Genomic DNA, 16474 nt, shown 5'->3' with positions numbered 1-16474 from the left:
TCCAGTTGTTTTCTTTGAAGGAGGTGGGAACATTCTTCTGCGAGCGGAAAGGCTGTCAGGGAAAAAGTTTGTCAGTGGTAAATAATTTTATTTGAGGTCGACGCGAAGATAGCGCCGACCCGAAAATATTAGTAGCCTTAGTTGGTGTTCCAGTAGGTAATCACCCAATCCAACCAGTGCCAATTTTCGAATTTGTCACCGGTTTTTTCTACGTTGACGTAGCGATCCAAGCATTGTCGCGATTGATGTCCAGATGACTTCATAACGAAGTGATCACGCTCACCTTTCTCAAACAGCAAGCTAATCCCTTCATGGCGTAGGTCATGGAACCGAAGGTCTTCAATTTTGACCAATTGCCGGTGACGACGAAATGCGGTCCCCATAGATTTCGGGTTATACGGGAAGATAAACTCTGACGTCCTCGGCATAGCCAGGATGATCTTCAATGCTTCAGAGGGCAAATTCACGCGTACGTTGTGCCGTTTCTTTTTTCGCGGATGCTTCATCTGACGAACCAGAATCGAACTCTCAGAGACGTTCAGGTCGCTCCAGCGAAGCCGGCAAATTTCGCTAAGGCGTCGACACGAATAAATTGCGAATACACTTATGGTGACTACAGGAATTTTTTGTCGCTTGTTGGCAAGAACAGCGTTAAAAATTTGATCCAGCTCATTCAGAGATGGTCTGCGTTCCCGTTCTTCTGAACGGGCAAGAATCTCATCGTCCCATAGTACTTTCATTGCCCTCATAACGACGTCATATGGCACATCGGCTTCCCGATCTGCGGCCCATTTGAGTGAAGCGGCAAGCATGGCCATGTAACTGGCAGCAGTCTGAGGAAGCATTCCTGTTTGGATAAGGTCATCCGCCATGGACATGAACCAATTTTGGTCAATGGTTGACGCAGGCACCTGACAACGATCATGTTTGATCATTGAATCCAAGTTTTGATTGGCCGAGCGCCCCAAGCGCCGACCATTTTTCCTCCTTTTCTGCAACAGATCGCACACAAGGACTTGTTTTGTTTCCTCTTCATTCTGTTTGGGGGCAAGCAACCCCAGTTGAATCTTAGCCAGTGTGTCGTCACGCCATTTCTTAGCCGCTTCAAGAGTTGAAAAGGTCTTGCTTGAGCTGACATTTCCTTGATCTTGTTTTCGGCGAATTTGTACACAGTATCTTGGTGATCCATCTTTGCCCGAGCGTTGAGAGATGAATGGTTCTTGAGAGCAATCTGTCCGCTCGGTAGAGTTCCCCGCTGGCTTTGACATCACCATTTTGCTCTGGGTGATTGAGCGTTTGGGAGACTTTTTGGATTTAGGTGGGGTCACACTTCTTGGTGCTGGACCGGTGGGTGCCGGTGACGGGAGCGCGAAAGGTGAACTCGCAGATTGATTGCGCGAGATTTTTGCAAGAAGGCTTGCGGAACTATGTTGTATAGTCTGAGACATGATACTCTTCCTTGATCAATTATGAGGAGCTGGTGTTGGTTTTTTCCGGCCGGAAACCGCATGACTGATTTTTTTCAAAGTTCAGGCCTGGAATGGGTGGGATTGTGTCTCAGGAGGGGCCCTCACTTGGGGATGCAGGCTGTGCAAAAAGCTGCTACTCAGTAGCAAGCGTTCTCGGAAAACCCACGGAAACCACCGAAAATCGGGGTGAATCACAGGAAATGCGGCAAAGTAAAGAAGCCTCGGAACTACTGTTATGTATTTGAATTCAAATGTAAAAAATGCCGCTCGGCTCAGCGTTGCACCCATGATGGATTGGACGGGTTCGTGTTTATATTCAATTGGTTAATTGGCATCGTGTGCACTATGTGTGCAACTTGAAACCGCCCTCTGGAGCGCTCTGGCGGGCGTTTGTCGGTTGTGTTGATGTGTTTAGATAGAAGCGCGGTTTTACCGGAGTAACTTAGGTAGTTTAGGGAAACCATCTGACGCAACGACTGCTACCTGAAGCTGAATCCGCAGGCTTTGGTTCTTCGCAGCACCACATTTCGTTGCTTTTGCGAAAGCACTGGCATAACTTTTGAGTTAAATTTTGGGGTATCCTTTTGAAAAGTCATTTTTTTGAGAACGCCACCAAAGGCTGGTACGCAAATTCTTTCACCAATTGCGGCGGAGTTCATCATGCCGATTTCTGAGTCTGACGCAGTGCTCGCAGGCACATTCCTTGCTAGAGCGGTGTATGGTGGGCCTTCGATTTCAGATTCTGATCAATGGCTTGATACCACTGATGACGGGAACTTACGTTACGGGGACAATTATCGCGGCTATTTGAATAGTATCAATCCGGGTTGGCAAACCCTAACAGATAGCGAACTGGGCGGCACGTTCTTTGATGGGGGGGCGCTGGGAGGGTTCACGTCAGGCGGCTTGTACGTAAGCAATGAAAACGGCTTGGAGATAAATGGGTCCGAAGCACTTTTGGCACGAACTATTATTGACGGGCAAGACACTCTTGTTTTGGCGTTCAGAGGCTCCGACGGTGCCGACGCGATAGGTCAGCTTCAGACTTTCACCCCAAGCGGCACGGCAAACTACTACCGAGGGCTGCAGCCGATAGTCGATGCTGCGCTCGACTACGTTAAGACGAACAATATACAGAACTTTGTGGTGTCTGGTCACAGTCTTGGCGGGACAATGGTCGACACATTTATGCTTGTCGATTCAAAAAGGTTTGAGGCTGTCGAAGGCCTTGACATGAGTGCGGTATCTATCGCTTCTGCTGGTGTAGATCCCTATCTAGGACAAGAATTAGCCGTCAATGAGTATGCGAATTTATTTGAAGGCGTGCTAGGACAAGAAATTTCTTCGGTTGGTTTTCCCTCGTATTACGTAAGCATTAATCACACGCAAGATCGTGTCTACTATGCGGCTGATGACGATGGTATCGTTCCTCTAATCCCCAACGACGTGCTGATAAATAATATCAACAGTCCAAGTGATTTTGATCTACAACTGCCAAATATCGACAACTCTGATGTTGGAGGTGTCAACTTTGGCGCCGAGCACAATATCGGTCTGTACTGGACAAACGTTCAGGCGTTGGTTTCCGATCCGCTTTACGATCATTATGTCGATCAAGAGATCATCATGGGTGTAGACTCGTATAGCGCCGTCCCTGATTATGGCGACGGTTTCATAAGTCTGTTCAGGGATTTCCGAGGTAGTCCACCAGATGATCTTGGTGATCGTGCCATCAATGGCACGGGCGCAGCGGATTATATCCTCGGCTTGGCAGGGAACGACCGGCTCGCTGGCGAGGCGGGCGATGACCTTATTTCTGGAGGTAGAGGGAGAGACCAGCTTTTTGGTGGCGACGATGCCGATCGACTCCATGGCGGGAGGGACGGCGATCTCCTGAGAGGAGAGGTTGGAAACGATACCCTAGATGGCGGCCAAGGTGCTGACCAAGTGTACGGCGACGAAGGCGACGACATCCTTATCGTTGGGATGAGTGACGGCGACGAATTGTATGGCGGGTCCGGCGCGGATCGTTTTGTTTTCGGACCACGTGACTTTTACCTCATTGGATCCATCGACGTCATCTTTGACTACAACCTCGGCAACACTCCAGGTGAATTCGATTTTGGCGAAGGAGATGTCATTGATGTGTCGGCCCTTACCGGGGATGCCTATGGTAGCGGAGTGCCGGGTTCCGAACTTGTACGCTTGGACCCAACTAACGTAGCACTTGGAACAGTTCGGCAAGTTCTCCAAGTCGATATCGATGGCGCAGCAGGACCGGCCGGTTGGTTGTCGATCGCTGAGTTTCAGGGTTTGCCAGCGACAAACGATGCCTTGATCGTGCACTTTGGCGACAGGGAGGGGGGGCCGACAAGTCCCACGACCATCCCGGCGAATAGTCCGGCTGGCTCCTTCCAAATTACGCCTGCTGAGGAAACCATAGTAGAGGGCAATACGTCCATAGAGTTCACTATCACCCGGCCGGATGACAGCGCTGAGCAAACGGTCTACGTTTCCACCACCGTTGACCGAGGCAGCTCGAATGGGGGCGATTACGATGGCATTCTCAACCGTGCCGTGACGTTCGCGCCGGGGGACGCCGAAGCAACCGTCGACGTTCGTATCCGGGACGATAACTCCCGCGAAGCCGTCGAAACCTTCGGCCTGATCGTGCAATCCTCACCCGATCAACCTGCGAGCCAATATCTTGCCTCGGCGTCTTTCTCGATTATCGACGATGACGCAGCGGGCGGGTCAGTAAATTTCACAAACAGCTCCAACCAAGAGTGGATTACCCCCGCTGGAGGAACCGAGAGTTTTGATGGTGAGGGGGGGACCGATCAGGTCACACTGGATCTGAGGGAATGGAGTTCCGTTTCCACCAGCACAAGCGGAGCGACGCGCAGTTTCATCGGTCCCGAGGGACGGCTGAATTTCGTCAATGTCGAGCAGTTTGTGGTGATTGGAACGCCCGGCAACGACAATATCGTCACGGGCGACGGTAACGATGTCATTCTTGGCGGGGATGGCAACGACCAGATCGATGGCGGTGCTGGCGTCGATGCGATGAGCGGCGGCGACGGGAATGACACGTTTCTAAACGTCGGGGTGCTGGACATCGTGTCCGGTGGAGAGGGGTTCGACACAGTCAGATTCAACGCTTCCTCAGAAACGCAGAATGTGACAATAGATTTAGGAACTGGACAGGGGTTGCTTGGGTCCTGGACCGGCATTGAGCAGGTATCTGGCAGCTTGGGATCCGGCAACGACAGTATTATTGCCGGGGCGCAGACGCAGAACCTAGGCGGTGGTTTGGGTGAGGACTTCCTGAGGCTGGATTACTCGAACGGTCTTGCGGGTCCCGGAGGGCGTGTAGCGGCTGCTGTAGAGCTAAATCTTCATCGAGAAACCAGTAATAGCAGCAGTAATGAGATTATCCGTATCACCGATGTCGATGGGGGGAACCTGGTCAATCAATCAATCCAGTTGAACGGCTTTGAGACCTTCGACATCACGGCGACGGACGGCAACGATGAGATCACGACTGCGGCGGGTGATGATCGGATCATTGCCTTGGGCGGCGATGACGTGATCGATGCAGGCGAAGGGGACGACACGATTGAGGCGGGCGCGGGAGATGACGTGGTTACCGGGGGCGGCGGAGACGACGTGTTTATTATGCGCCCCGGTGAGTCAGACGATATCATTACAGATTTCCAAAAGGGCATTGGTGCTGAAGATGGAGACAAGATTGATATCAGTGCCTACGGCTTCTCTTTCAGTGATATTGTTTTTGAGACAGAGGCGGGTGGGCTTCGCATTCGCCTTGGAACAGATAGCATCCTTCTTCAGGGCTCCAGTCTGCTATCGCTTGACTCAACGGACTTCGATGGACTGACATTATCCAACCTTCCGCCTTCTGCCTCCGCTATTAACGCTGGGTCTGTGTCTGAGGATGGTTCGGCTGTTGGGATTGATCTTCTGGGGGATGCCGGGGCGTCTGACAGCGACGGCGGGACGCTCGGCGTGACGGCTGTTAGCGCGCAGGATCAGAATGGCGCTGCAGTATCGTTCGAGCTGCTCGGCGCGGTTCTCAGCATTGATGCCAGCCAGTTTGCCGAGGCGCTATCGTCGGGCGAGAGCACGACGGTCACGGTGAGCTACAGCGTGACGGACGGTCAGGGTGGCGAGACGCCGAACACGGCGACGCTGATCGTCGATGGCCTCGACGGTCCCTTCACCTGGTATCTGGATGGTGATGGTGACGGCTTTGGCGTGGACGATGCGGCGACGAACCAGTCGGCCTACGCGGCGCCGGCCGGCACGTCCGGGATTGCGGGCGATGCGTTCGATGATGACGACACGATTTACCCGGGCGCGCCTGAGATCAACGACTTCAAGGACAACGACCAGGACGGTCTGACCGACGAAGACAACACCGCGCCTGTTGCGGATGCTGAAACCTTCGAGATCGCGGAGGACGGGACGCTGGTGCTGCCGGTGTCTTCGCTGCTTGATGGCGACACGGACGTCGATGGCGACACGCTGACGGTGGCGTCGGTGTCGGATGTGGTCAACGGCTCGGTTGCACTTGACGACAAGGGCGATGCGGATCCGACCAACGACGAGGTGATCTTCACGCCGGATGCGGGCTACGACGGCCCGGCGAGCTTCGACTACTCGGTGGCGGACGGCTTCGGTGGCGAGGACACAGTAACCGTCGATGTGACGGTGAATGCCGCGCCCACGACCACAACGGAGACTCGCGAGTTCGCTGATGGTCGCGTTCTTGCAACTGAGTTCGTCGACGGCATCAGAACGACGGCGACGATGACGGATGCGGCAGACGTGCGTCCTTGGACCAGTTATGTAGATACTTTTGATGAGGACGGTGACCGTAGTAGCCGTGTATTGGCGTACGACGATGGGCGGATTTCAGAGACCAGCTACGTCGATGGCGTCCGAAGCGAGATGCTTATCACGGATGCGGCGGACGAATTTGTCTGGGCGACCATTGCGCGGGAATACAATGCGTCTGGCCAACGATCCCAGCAGACGAACGTTTACGATGATGGCCGCACGCTTGAGACTGACTATACTGACGGCATCAGAACGACGGCGACGATGACGGATGCGGCAGACGTGCGTCCCTGGACCAGTTATGTAGATACGTTTGATGAGAATGGTGATCGAGTTAGCCGTATAACTACCTTTGATGATGGTACCGAAGTATCCCGGAGCTTTGCCGATGATTTTCTGTTCGGTTAACTTGATCTATCCTGTGGCGCTCCAAAGAAGCCAGCTTTCTTTGAAGCCCAAGGAGGATCGGACCGACTCCCTAGCAACCTGAGGCGGGTAGGGTGGACCGATGTGCGATCCGTGTGCAATGCGCTTCGCCAAGAGACTTACGATTTCTCAGATACTTAGCCCTGATCGGTATCCAGAGACTTCGATGGGTCTGGTTTCTTGCGGTTCGCCCTCGATCCCGTTTTCCGCGCTGCTGCGAACCCGCGGTCCGTGGCCATGAAGCGGGCAAGCATTGGGGCGACGAGGCGGGCGGGCTCAAGGTCCTGGCCGGTCTGGTGGCTCAGGACAGCCGCGTAGTCGCAGAGGTCGCGGTGCACATCGGCGGGAAGCTCCACGGTCAACTTGACCGGTTTGTCGTCATGGATCGGTCCAAGCTTCAGCTTCGTCATCTTATTTCTCCCAAAGGCTCGAGGATCAGGTCGCGGGTGACCATGACGCGAACGGGGAAGCCCGGGCGGATGGTCAGTGTCGGCGGGACGGCGAGCTGCTGCCGGACGATCTCGTCCCCGGTCCGTCCGATCGTGTCCTGCGCGGCCTCGCGGATGGCACGGGCGACGTCATCCTCGCTGTCGGCCCCGCTTTCCAGGCCGAGGTTTAGGATCGTGGCGAGGCCTGCGGCGAGAAAGACGCGACCCCAATGATAGTTGACCCGGTCCTGCAGACCGGACGCGCCTGTTCCGTCAGTGCCGGGCGCGCGTTCCAGCACAATGGAGCGACCATCCGGCAGGATGAGGCGGGTCCAGACGAGGAGCAGGCGGCTTTGCCCGGATGCGATGCGGCTGTCGTATTCTCCCAGAAGCCGAGCGCCTTGCGGGATCAGCAAGTACCGCCCTGAGGGGGTATCAAAGACATTCGACGTCACCTGAGCCGAGATCTGGCCGGGAAGGTCGGAGCGCAGGCCGGTGATCAGGGCGGCCGGGATCACCGTGCCGGCCTGCAGGATGTAGGGGCTGGGCGGCGGCACCATGCGCTGCGCACTAACGGTGTCCGTGTCTCCGGGACGGGTAAGGAACGCCTCCCGGTTTGAGACCGGATCGCTTGCCGTCGGGCTGCCCAAAGTGGAGGGAAAGAGCGCGCCGGTCGCGGGGGGCGTAGATGTGGGCTGTGCTCCGCCGCGTTGCATGGTTTGCGCCTCGGCGAAAAGGGCGCTCAGGCGGGCGGCGTCGAGTTCCTGAAGGCGGCGTTGTTCCTCCGGATCGACTGTGGGGGCCAATGGACCGGAAAGGGGCGGTGCCGGGACCGGCTGGCCGCGATCTTGCGCCCCAAGGATGGCGCGGCCCAACTCACCGGGCAAGGGTGGGCCGAGACGCGGGACATCGGCGTAATCTCGCGGTAGCGTCGACAGCCCTTCAGCCGCTTGAATGCGTTCGGTGGAAAAGAGCTCGGTCTGGGTGCCCTCCTGCCGGTTGTTCTGCAGGGCCACGATCAGGATCGCGCCCAGACCCAGACCGCCGATTGCGGTGGCAAGGGCAATGGCCCGGCGAGACAAGCGCATGACACGGGGCGGATCGGGCCTGAGGCGAAGCTCCTGGGCGATGTCTTCCTCGGTCCGTGGCGGCTCTTGGATATCAGGGTTGTGTGTCATCGCTCCGCCTCCGGCTGTGGCGCGCGCGGTGGGCTCTGAGCGCCATCTGTCCGTACGATCCGCACGACCTGCTGTTGTCTTTCGCCGAGACGCAGTTCTGCGGCCCCGAAGAGCCGGTCGACGATCAGCACGTTGCCGAGTACGCGTGTGTTGACGATCTGGCCACGTCCATCCGCGCCGATCACGAAGAGCGGGGGCATTTGGCCCTGGGCGATGCCGGGCGGGAACACGACATAGACACGGCGCCCGTCGTCGAAGACCGAGACCGGCCGCCAGGGTGGGGCGTCGCCCTGCAAGCCGTAACGGTATTGCCGCTCGGCCTCGGGTGGGATCGCGGGACGGCGGATTGTCGGGGTGCGGGGCGTGGATCGCACCTCTGGATAGGCCCATGCAACGCTGGGCATCCAGGTCTCCTCGTCGGCGTGCAACTCGATGTGATAAGTGCGCCGGTCGGTGTTGACGACGAGATTGGTGGAGATGTCGGGGCGGGTGGGTTTGACGAGGATATGGACGCGCTCGGTGCGGCCCGCACCGCTGGTGGTGTCGCCGATGATCCAGCGCGTGGTGTCGCCGGCCGCGATCGGGCCGGGGCCGGTCAGGCGTTCGCCGGGTTCGAGCGCGATATTCGTGATCTGCCCGGGTGCTGCATAGACCTGGTAGAGCGCGCCCTCGCTCCACGGAAAAACCTGTATGGCGTTGAAATAGCCCTGCTGGCGGGGTTCGACCCGGGCGGCGGCATTGGCAGCGATGATGCGCGCCTCGGGCGTATCCGCTTCCGGATCGCCGCCTCGGGAGGGCGCCCACGCTGGCGGCGTGTGGACGGGGCGGGGCGGCCCCTCGGCCGGGGGTGGCGCCGGCGGCGGAGCGAGGGCCGGAACGTGGTCGTCATAGGCGATTTCGGGCGGGCGTTGCCCCGTGCAGGCGGTCAGCGCCGTGGCCGCGAGGAGAAGAACGGGGATGGGGCGAAGTCGTCTCATTGGGCGTTCTCCCTCGACCAGTTGATGGCATGGACATAGACGCCAAGCGGGTTGGCCCGCAGGCGCTCCGCATCGCGCGGCGGCTGGATCACGACGGTCAGGATGGCGGTCCAGCGTTCGGTTGTGGCGAGCTGACCGTTTTCGTAGCGCCGCTCGATCCAGGCGATGCGGAAGCTCGTGTCCGAGGCGCGGATGACGCTTGAGACTTCTACGGAGACCTGTGTGTCGCCGACCTGCGCGAAGGGATCGTTCACCCGGGCATGGTCGTTTAGCGCGACAGCGCCGCGATCCGTGGCGAAATCGTAGGCGCGCAGCCAGTTCTGGCGCAGAACGATCGGGTCGGCCGGGACCTGCCGGACATGCTCGACGAAGCGGGCAAGATGCCAGGCGATCTGCGGATCGGTCGGGCGATACTCGGCCAGCGCCGGGGCAACGGCCTGCGCCGCACCGAGATTGTCGACCTCGACCACGTAGGGGACGACGCTGCTGCGCGTCGATTGCCAGGTGAGCGCCGCGCTGAGCCCGGCGGACAGGGCAAGGCAGCCCATCGCCATAAGGCGCCAGTTGCGGGCCTGCACACGAGCGGAGCCGATGCGCTCGTCCCAGACCTGAGCGGCCTTCTGGTAGGGGGTGACGGGCTCGGGCGTGGTACCGTAGCGGACACTGGGGCGTCGGAACATCAGGAGGACCTTTCGGAGAGGCTGACGACCGTGCCGCCCCCGCCATGATCGCCAGAGCGGACGACATGAGCGGCAGTGGAAAGGCCGTGTTGAAGGGATTGCTGGCGCTTCATCCGGCGCGCCCAGTCGGGCGGACCGTCATTGGCCGGGGAGGGCAGGGCGCCACCCGCCATGCGGCCGCCGGTAGCGGCATAGGCTGCGCGGGCACCGGACTGCGCGCCTTCCGAGATTGCGCGTCGGAGCGGGCTGAACGCGGCGACGGCACCGGTCTTGCCGATAGCGGCCACACCGCCGACAGACTTGCCCATCGCCGTGCTGCGCGAGGCGGCGCCAAGCTGGTATGCAGTGGCGGTTCCGCTGCCGACCGCACTGGCACCACGCAGGGCGGCACCGCCAGTGCCAAGGGCCATCCGGGTCCCGGCCATACCGGCGACCGCGGCTCCGCCCACGGCGATACCGGTGCCGACTGCGGCGCCTGCACCGAGCTGCGGCCCGCCCGAAACGATGCCATTGGCGATGCCGGGGCCGAAGATACCGAGGGCGAGGAGCGCCAGTGCGCCAAGGACCACCGACATGGCGTCGTTGATCGTGGGTTCACCCGCGAATCCGGCGGTGAACTCGCTGAAGATGGTCGACCCGATACCGACGATCACGGCCAGCACCAGAACCTTGACGCCCGAAGAAATGACGAGGCCCAGCACACGTTCGGCCATGAAGGCGGTCTTGTTGAAGAGGCCGAAGGGCACGAGGATGAAGCCCGCCAGCGTGGCCAGCTTGAATTCGATTAGGGTGACGAAAAGCTGGATGGCGAGGATGAAGAACGAGAGCAGAACCACCAACCATGCGAAGAACAGGATCCCGATCTGAATGAAGTTCTCGAAGACGGCGACGAACCCGGAGAGGTCGGCGATGGAGGCGAGGATCGGCTGGCCCGCCTCGAGCCCGACCTGCGCGATGCGCCCCGGCTGGAGGAGCTCCCCGGCGGAGATCGTGCCGCCGGTGGCGACCAGGCCAAGGCCCGCGAAACTGTCGAAGACGATCCGGGCCAGCGTGTTCCAGTTGCCGATGATATAGGCGAAGACCCCGACGAAGAGGGTCTTTTTCACCAGCCGTGCAATGATGTCGTCATCCGTACCCCATGCCCAGAAGAGGGCAGCCAACGTGATGTCGATGACGATCAGCGTGGTGGCGAGGAAGGCGACGTCGCCACCCAGAAGGCCGAAACCGGAATCGATATAGGAGGCGAAGACCTCTAGAAACCGGTCGATGACACTGACGCCGCCCATTGCCTCACTCCGTCCCGGCCGGCTCTGGAGCCAGATCGAAGAAGCGCTGCCGGGCCGCCTCCCAGGCGGCGCGGCATTCGGTGTCGGTGGCATAGTCTTCGGGCGTCAGGTCACGGCAATGCGCGAGGGTGCTGCGCAAGGCGTCATCCCTGACCATACGCCCGGTGTCGGTGGGCAGGATCGTCCGGGTGAGTTCCACAGCGGCGGCGAGGGCAGCGAGACCGCCGATGCCGAAGGCGATCAGGCGCAGGGTTTGCGGAGTTTTAGGGGCCATGAGCTCAATCCCCGAAGAAGCGGACGGTGCCAGGCGTGTAACCGCCGCCGTAATCGAGGAACCGGGCTAGGTTCTCGCGGCCCTGCGCCTCGGCGGAGGCGATCCGGGCGGCTTCAAGCGCTTCGGCGCGGTTCTGCGCCGCAATGGCGGCGGTCAGATCGGCAATCTGTGTCGACTGCAATGCGAGCAGCTGGTTGCCAGCCTGCGCGACCTGCAGGGCCCCAACGGCTCCTTGGCTTTCGCGGATGAGCGCGTCCATCTGCGTGCGCGCGCCGTCGATATTGCCGACGACCCCGGCCTGCACGCGCAAGCTGTCCTCGAAGCTCGCGACGGAGGTTTCCCACCGCTCGCGCGCACCGGCGATCATCGCATCGAAATCACCTTGGGCTGCGGCAGCACCGTAGTCCTGCGCGAAAGCCTGTTCGATGGTGGCGACGTCGAAGGCGAGGCTCTGGGCATCGGCCAGAAGTCGCTGGGTTTCGCCGATGGCTCCCTGCAGCTCCGCCAGCGAGGAATGCGGCAGGTTCGCAAGGTTCAGCGCATCGTTCATCAGCATTTGCGCCTGGTTCTGTATCTGGGCGATCTGGTTGTTGATCTGCTCCAGCGCGCGGGCGGCCGAGAGGATGTTTTCGGCGTGGTTCTGTGGATCGTAGACGATCCGCCCGCCGCCCCCGAAGAAGAAGGCTTGGGCCGGTGTCGTCAGGACCGGTGTCAGGACGAGGGCGCTGGCCATCAGTGCCGCTGCGAGTTTCAAGGGCCGGGCGGGGCAGTCAGGGTTGCGGGTCATATTCTGTCTCCTTCAATTCAGGGTGAGGGGGTGTCGGATCGGCTGGTGCGATGTCGGGCCCGAGCAGGTCGATGGCCCAATCAAGGCCGCGATGGCGCAGCCAGGCGGCGGCAAAGCCGTCCCGGCCATGGGTGGCGAGCAGATCGCTGATTGCGGCCTGATCGGCCTTGGAGGAGGCGGCGGTGAAGGCCAGCGCCACCTCGCCGAGCCCCAGCAAGAAGAGCCGGTTGCCCCGCCGCGACTGGCAGTAGTAGTCGCGCTTCGGTGTCGCGCGGGCGACGATGTCGATCTGACGGTCGTTCAGCCCGAAGTTCTTGTAGATTCGAGCGATTTGGGGTTCGAAGGCGCGCTCGTTGGGAAGGAAGATGCGCGTGGGGCAGCTCTCGACGATGGCGGGTGCGATGAGGGACCCGTCGATATCGGCCAGTGACTGGGTGGCGAAGATCACCGAAGCGTTCTTCTTCCGAAGCGTCTTCAGCCATTCGCGCAGCTGCCCGCCGAAATTGGCGTCATCGAGCGCAAGCCAGCCTTCGTCGATCAGGATCATCGTGGGCCGCCCGTCGAGTCGGGCTTCGATCCGATGGAAGAGATAGGCCAGGACGGCGGGGGCCGCCGCCGAGCCGATCAACCCTTCGGTCTCGAAGGCCAGCATATCGGCGCTGCCCAGTTCCTCCGTCTCGGCATCGAGCAGCCGCCCGAAAGGCCCGCCGAGGCAGAAGGGCTTGAGCGCGCGTTTGAGTTCTGTCGATTGCAGCAGGACCGAGAGGCCGGTCAGCGTGCGTTCCTGGCGTGGGGCTGAAGCGAGCGAGGTCAAAGCGGACCAGAGATGGTCCCGCGCGCCTGGGTCGATCGTCGCGCCTTCCCGTCCAAGGATTCCCGCGAGCCAGTCCTGCGCCCAGGCACGATCCGTCGCCTCTTTGATCCCGGCCAGCGGCTGCAGCTGCAACGCTGGTTCTTCGTCGGTCAGTGTATCGCCCAGGTTCTCCCAGTCCCCGCCCATGGCGAGCGTGGCGCAGCGGATCGAACCGCCGAAGTCGAAGGCGAAGACCTGCGCGGGGACATAGCGTCGGAACTGCAGCGCCATGAGTGCCAGCAACACCGATTTGCCCGCTCCGGTCGGGCCGACGATCAAGGTATGGCCGACATCGCCCACATGGGTGGAGAATCGAAACGGCGTTGTGCCGTCGGTTTCGGCGTGGAACAGCGGCGGGCCGTCGAGGTGGTCGTTCCGATCCGGCCCTGCCCAGACCGCCGAGATCGGGATCATATGGGCAAGGTTCAGCGTCGACATCGGGGGCTGACGGACATTTGCGTAGAGATGGCCGGGCAGGGAGCTGAGCCAGGCCTCGAGCGCGTTCAGAGATTCCGGGATGCAGGTGAAATCCCGTCCCTGCACAATCTTCTCGGCGGCCTTGAGCTTGGCCTCGGCGGCTGCCGCGTCCTCGTCCCAGACGGTGATCGTGGCGGTGACATAGGCAGCACCCGCGACATCGGCGCCGAGTTCCTGTAGCGCTTCATCTGCATCCGCCGCCTTGTTGGCCGCGTCGCTGTCGAGCAAGGTCGAGGCTTCGTTGGTCATCACCTCCTTCAAGATCGCGGCGACCGACTTGCGCTTGGCGAACCACTGCCGGCGGATACGGGTGAACACCCGGGCGGCATCCGTCTTGTCGAGGCAGATCGCGCGCGTGCACCAGCGATACTCGAAACCCTGCGCGTTCAACTCGTCGAGCAGCCCGGGCCATGTTGCGCTCGGCAGGCCAATGATGGTCAAGGTCTTGAGATGCGCGGCTCCGAGCCGGGGTGTCAGTCCACCCACAAGAGGATCATCGGCCAGCACAGCGTCCAGATGCATCGGTACCTCCGGCACGCGGAGGCGTTGGCGCCGGGTCGAAACGGTTGAATGCAGGTAGGTCAGGGTCTCTTCATCGGAGAGCCAGGCGATCTCCGGCATGAACCCGTCAAGCAGATCGGTCAGCCGGTGGGCGCGGCCGACAAAGCTGGAGACGAGATCCTGAGGCTTGGTGCTGCGATCCGGGGCGTTTTCGAGCAGCCAGCCTTCGGCGCGGCTCGCGTTGTCAGCGGGCGGCATCCAGACCAACGTCAGAAAATACGCGCTCTCGAAATGCGCGCCCGCTTCTTCGAATTGCGCGCACCGCTCGGCATCGACGAGGGCGGAGACAGGATCGGGAAACTCGGAGGCGGGGTAGTCCTGCGCTGGTACACGCTGCGCTTCCACGAAGACGGCCCAGCCAGAGCCAAGCCGTCGCAGCGCGCTGTTGAACCGAGCTGATGTGGCGACCAGTTCGGCGGGCGTGGCGGAATCCAGATCAGGCCCCCGAAACCGCGCGGTGCGTTGCAGGCTGCCGTCCTTGTTCAGGATGACGCCGGGCGCGACAAGCGCGGCCCAGGGCAGGAAATCGGCCAGTAAGGCGGATTTGGAGCGGTATTCGGCGAGACGCATCATCGGCTCAGACCCCGAACCAGGACGGGTAACGGAGATGCCGCCGCGCCACTTCAGCGATCTGTGCGTCTCGCTTCGCGGCCCAGACTGCGAGGAGGTGGCCGACGAGCCAGAAGAGCAGGCCAACAAGCCAGAGCCTGAGGCCAAGACCGATGGCGGCCGCCAGGGTGCCATTGGCAATGGCGATGGTTCGGGGAGCACCGGCCAGCAGGATCGGATCGATCAGGGCCCGGTGCACCGGCGCGAAATAGCCGGGAATGTCGGTGGGGTTCTCCATCAGATCAGCGCTCCGCCGCCGAAGGAGAAGAAGGAGAGAAAGAAGCTCGAGGCCGCGAAGGCGATGGACAGCCCGAAGACGATCTGCACCAGCCGCCGGAACCCGCCCGAACTGTCGCCGAAGGCCAACGTCAGCCCGGTCACGATGATGATGATCACGGCGACGATCTTGGCGACCGGGCCTTCGATCGACTCGAGGATGGTTTGCAGGGGGGCTTCCCATGGCATGCCGGACCCGGCGGCGAGCGCCGGCTCAGGCAGGGCGGAAACGACGAGGCCGAGCGCGGTTGCGCCAAGGGCTTTGCGAAAGGATGGCAGAAGGGTCATGGGTGGCTTCCTTGTGTTGGTGGGAAAAGGGGGGTGAGGGCGTAATCGCCGGAGGCGGTCAGGCCGGTGACACGCGCCAACTCGGAGAGGCGACGCTCGGCCCCCCGTCCGGACAGAACGGCGATCAGGTCGATGGTCTCTGCGATCAACGCGCGCGGGACGGTGACCACCGCTTCCTGAATCAGCTGTTCGAGCCGCCGCAGCGCGCCGATGGCGGACCCGGCGTGGATCGTGCCGATCCCGCCTGGATGGCCGGTGCCCCAGGCCTTGAGTAGGTCCAGCGCTTCGGGGCCGCGCACCTCGCCGATGGGGATGCGATCAGGCCGCAGCCGCAGCGACGCGCGAACAAGATCGGACAAGGTCGCGACCCCGTCCTTGGTGCGGAGAGCCACGAGGTTGGGGGTCAGGCATTGCAGCTCGCGCGTGTCCTCGATCAGGACAACGCGGTCTGAGGTCTTGGCGACCTCCGCCAACAGCGCATTGGTCAGGGTCGTCTTGCCGGTCGAGGTCCCGCCCGCGACGAGGATGTTGGCCCGTCTGGTGACCCCTTCGCGGAGGTGATCTGCGGCGTCCGGGGGGAAAATGCCGCCGGAGACATACTCCTCAAGGGTGAACACCGCGACGGCGGGCTTGCGAATGGCGAATGTGGGAGCAGAAACCACTGGCGGCAGCAGGCCCTCGAAGCGTTCACCGCTTCCCGGTAATTCTGCGGAGACACGCGGGGCCGCGGGATGGACTTCCGCGCCGACATGATGCGCGACAAGCCGGATGATGCGTTCGCCATCAGCATGGGACAGAACTGCGCCTGTGTCGTTCAGCCCATCGGCCAGCCGGTCAACCCAGAGCCGCCCGTCAGGGTTCAGCATCACCTCGATGACGCCGACATCCTCGAGCCAGGCGGCGATGCCAGGCCCAAGGGCGGTGCGCAGCATGCGTGCGCCGCGGGAAGACGTCTCGGTTTTGAAAGGGGTAACGGTCATGATTGGCCTCGCGATGGATCACGAGACCGATTAAGAAGACCGCTATTGGTCTACGGGCAACAGCT

General features: G+C 60.9%; 13 protein-coding genes. 1 reads left to right on the top strand and 12 read right to left on the bottom strand.

Going from position 1 to position 16474, the window contains the following annotated elements; translation table 11 throughout:
* Nucleotides 1-137 precede the first annotated feature (137 nt).
* Nucleotides 138-1448, bottom strand: a complete 1311-nt coding sequence (locus THALAR_RS06550; protein ID WP_021100715.1) for a site-specific integrase — start codon at nucleotides 1446-1448, stop codon at nucleotides 138-140.
* 681 nt (nucleotides 1449-2129) lie between these two features.
* Here THALAR_RS06550 and THALAR_RS06545 point away from each other — a divergent pair.
* Nucleotides 2130-6737 (top strand): Ig-like domain-containing protein, encoded by a 4608-nt coding sequence (locus THALAR_RS06545; RefSeq protein WP_021100714.1) that lies wholly within the window; start codon nucleotides 2130-2132, stop codon nucleotides 6735-6737.
* 155 nt (nucleotides 6738-6892) lie between these two features.
* On the opposite strand, the gene THALAR_RS06540 is transcribed toward THALAR_RS06545, so the two are convergent.
* Genes THALAR_RS06540 through trbB form a run of 11 tightly spaced genes read right to left on the bottom strand, consistent with a single transcriptional unit; the run spans nucleotide 6893 to nucleotide 16361 of the window.
* The gene (locus THALAR_RS06540; RefSeq protein WP_021100713.1) at nucleotides 6893-7165 is read right to left on the bottom strand and encodes a DUF2274 domain-containing protein; all 273 of its coding nucleotides are present in this window, start codon (nucleotides 7163-7165) and stop codon (nucleotides 6893-6895) included.
* Complete coding sequence (locus THALAR_RS06535) at nucleotides 7162-8361, bottom strand: TrbI/VirB10 family protein (RefSeq protein ID WP_021100712.1); 1200 nt, start codon at nucleotides 8359-8361, stop codon at nucleotides 7162-7164. Before THALAR_RS06535 ends, THALAR_RS06540 begins: the two co-directional genes overlap by 4 nt.
* Nucleotides 8358-9338: a P-type conjugative transfer protein TrbG gene (gene trbG / locus THALAR_RS06530; RefSeq protein ID WP_021100711.1), complete on the bottom strand. Its 981-nt coding sequence runs from the start codon at nucleotides 9336-9338 to the stop codon at nucleotides 8358-8360. Before trbG ends, THALAR_RS06535 begins: the two co-directional genes overlap by 4 nt.
* On the bottom strand, nucleotides 9335-10018 hold the full coding sequence (gene trbF / locus THALAR_RS06525; protein WP_021100710.1) for a conjugal transfer protein TrbF: 684 nt from the start codon (nucleotides 10016-10018) through the stop codon (nucleotides 9335-9337). The genes trbG and trbF overlap by 4 nt, the downstream gene beginning before the upstream one ends.
* A complete protein-coding gene (trbL, locus tag THALAR_RS06520) occupies nucleotides 10018-11304 on the bottom strand; it encodes a P-type conjugative transfer protein TrbL (RefSeq protein WP_021100709.1) in 1287 nt (428 codons plus the stop codon). The genes trbF and trbL overlap by 1 nt, the downstream gene beginning before the upstream one ends.
* A gap of 4 nt (nucleotides 11305-11308) precedes the next feature.
* Nucleotides 11309-11578: a putative entry exclusion protein TrbK-alt gene (gene trbK-alt, locus THALAR_RS06515; protein WP_021100708.1), complete on the bottom strand. Its 270-nt coding sequence runs from the start codon at nucleotides 11576-11578 to the stop codon at nucleotides 11309-11311.
* 4 nt (nucleotides 11579-11582) lie between these two features.
* The gene (trbJ, locus tag THALAR_RS06510; RefSeq protein WP_021100707.1) at nucleotides 11583-12365 is read right to left on the bottom strand and encodes a P-type conjugative transfer protein TrbJ; all 783 of its coding nucleotides are present in this window, start codon (nucleotides 12363-12365) and stop codon (nucleotides 11583-11585) included.
* Nucleotides 12349-14829, bottom strand: coding sequence for a conjugal transfer protein TrbE (gene trbE, locus THALAR_RS06505; RefSeq protein ID WP_021100706.1), 2481 nt, complete (start codon nucleotides 14827-14829; stop codon nucleotides 12349-12351). Before trbE ends, trbJ begins: the two co-directional genes overlap by 17 nt.
* A gap of 4 nt (nucleotides 14830-14833) precedes the next feature.
* A complete protein-coding gene (locus THALAR_RS06500; RefSeq protein ID WP_021100705.1) occupies nucleotides 14834-15103 on the bottom strand; it encodes a VirB3 family type IV secretion system protein in 270 nt (89 codons plus the stop codon).
* Nucleotides 15103-15429 carry a TrbC/VirB2 family protein gene (locus THALAR_RS06495; protein ID WP_021100704.1) on the bottom strand — a complete coding sequence of 109 codons (327 nt, stop codon included), beginning with the start codon at nucleotides 15427-15429 and terminating at the stop codon, nucleotides 15103-15105. Before THALAR_RS06495 ends, THALAR_RS06500 begins: the two co-directional genes overlap by 1 nt.
* On the bottom strand, nucleotides 15426-16361 hold the full coding sequence (gene trbB, locus THALAR_RS06490; RefSeq protein WP_456085427.1) for a P-type conjugative transfer ATPase TrbB: 936 nt from the start codon (nucleotides 16359-16361) through the stop codon (nucleotides 15426-15428). Before trbB ends, THALAR_RS06495 begins: the two co-directional genes overlap by 4 nt.
* Nucleotides 16362-16474: the final 113 nt, after the last annotated feature.

Origin of the sequence: Litoreibacter arenae DSM 19593, from assembly GCF_000442275.2 — a bacterium.
Classification (GTDB): domain Bacteria; phylum Pseudomonadota; class Alphaproteobacteria; order Rhodobacterales; family Rhodobacteraceae; genus Litoreibacter; species Litoreibacter arenae.
Note: the sequence above shows the minus strand (reverse complement) of the source record. Positions and strands in the feature narration are given on the sequence as shown.